A 212-nucleotide genomic window follows, 5' to 3' on the forward strand; every position below is an offset into this window, starting at 1 on the left:
CACATCTCCGCCGGAGCTAAAGTTTCCGCCGTTGGAGCCAAAGATCACCACATCAACGTCATCGGCATAGACCAAATCGCGGAACCAGTCGCGCAGCTCGGCGTAGCTGTCGAAGGTCAGCGGGTTCTTGCGGTCAGGCCGGTCAAGCCGCACGGTGGCGATCCGGTCTTTGATTTCACATTGGAAATGCGTCACATCACTGCGCATTGGCT

General features: G+C 57.5%; 1 pseudogene. It reads right to left on the reverse strand.

What is annotated here, in order from left to right:
* Positions 1–207, reverse strand: a pseudogene (locus A3722_RS06435) (enoyl-CoA hydratase family protein); the annotation flags it as partial.
* Between the last annotated feature and the right edge of the window lie 5 nt (positions 208–212).

Source organism: Sulfitobacter sp. HI0027 (assembly GCF_001634775.1).
GTDB lineage: Bacteria > Pseudomonadota > Alphaproteobacteria > Rhodobacterales > Rhodobacteraceae > Sulfitobacter.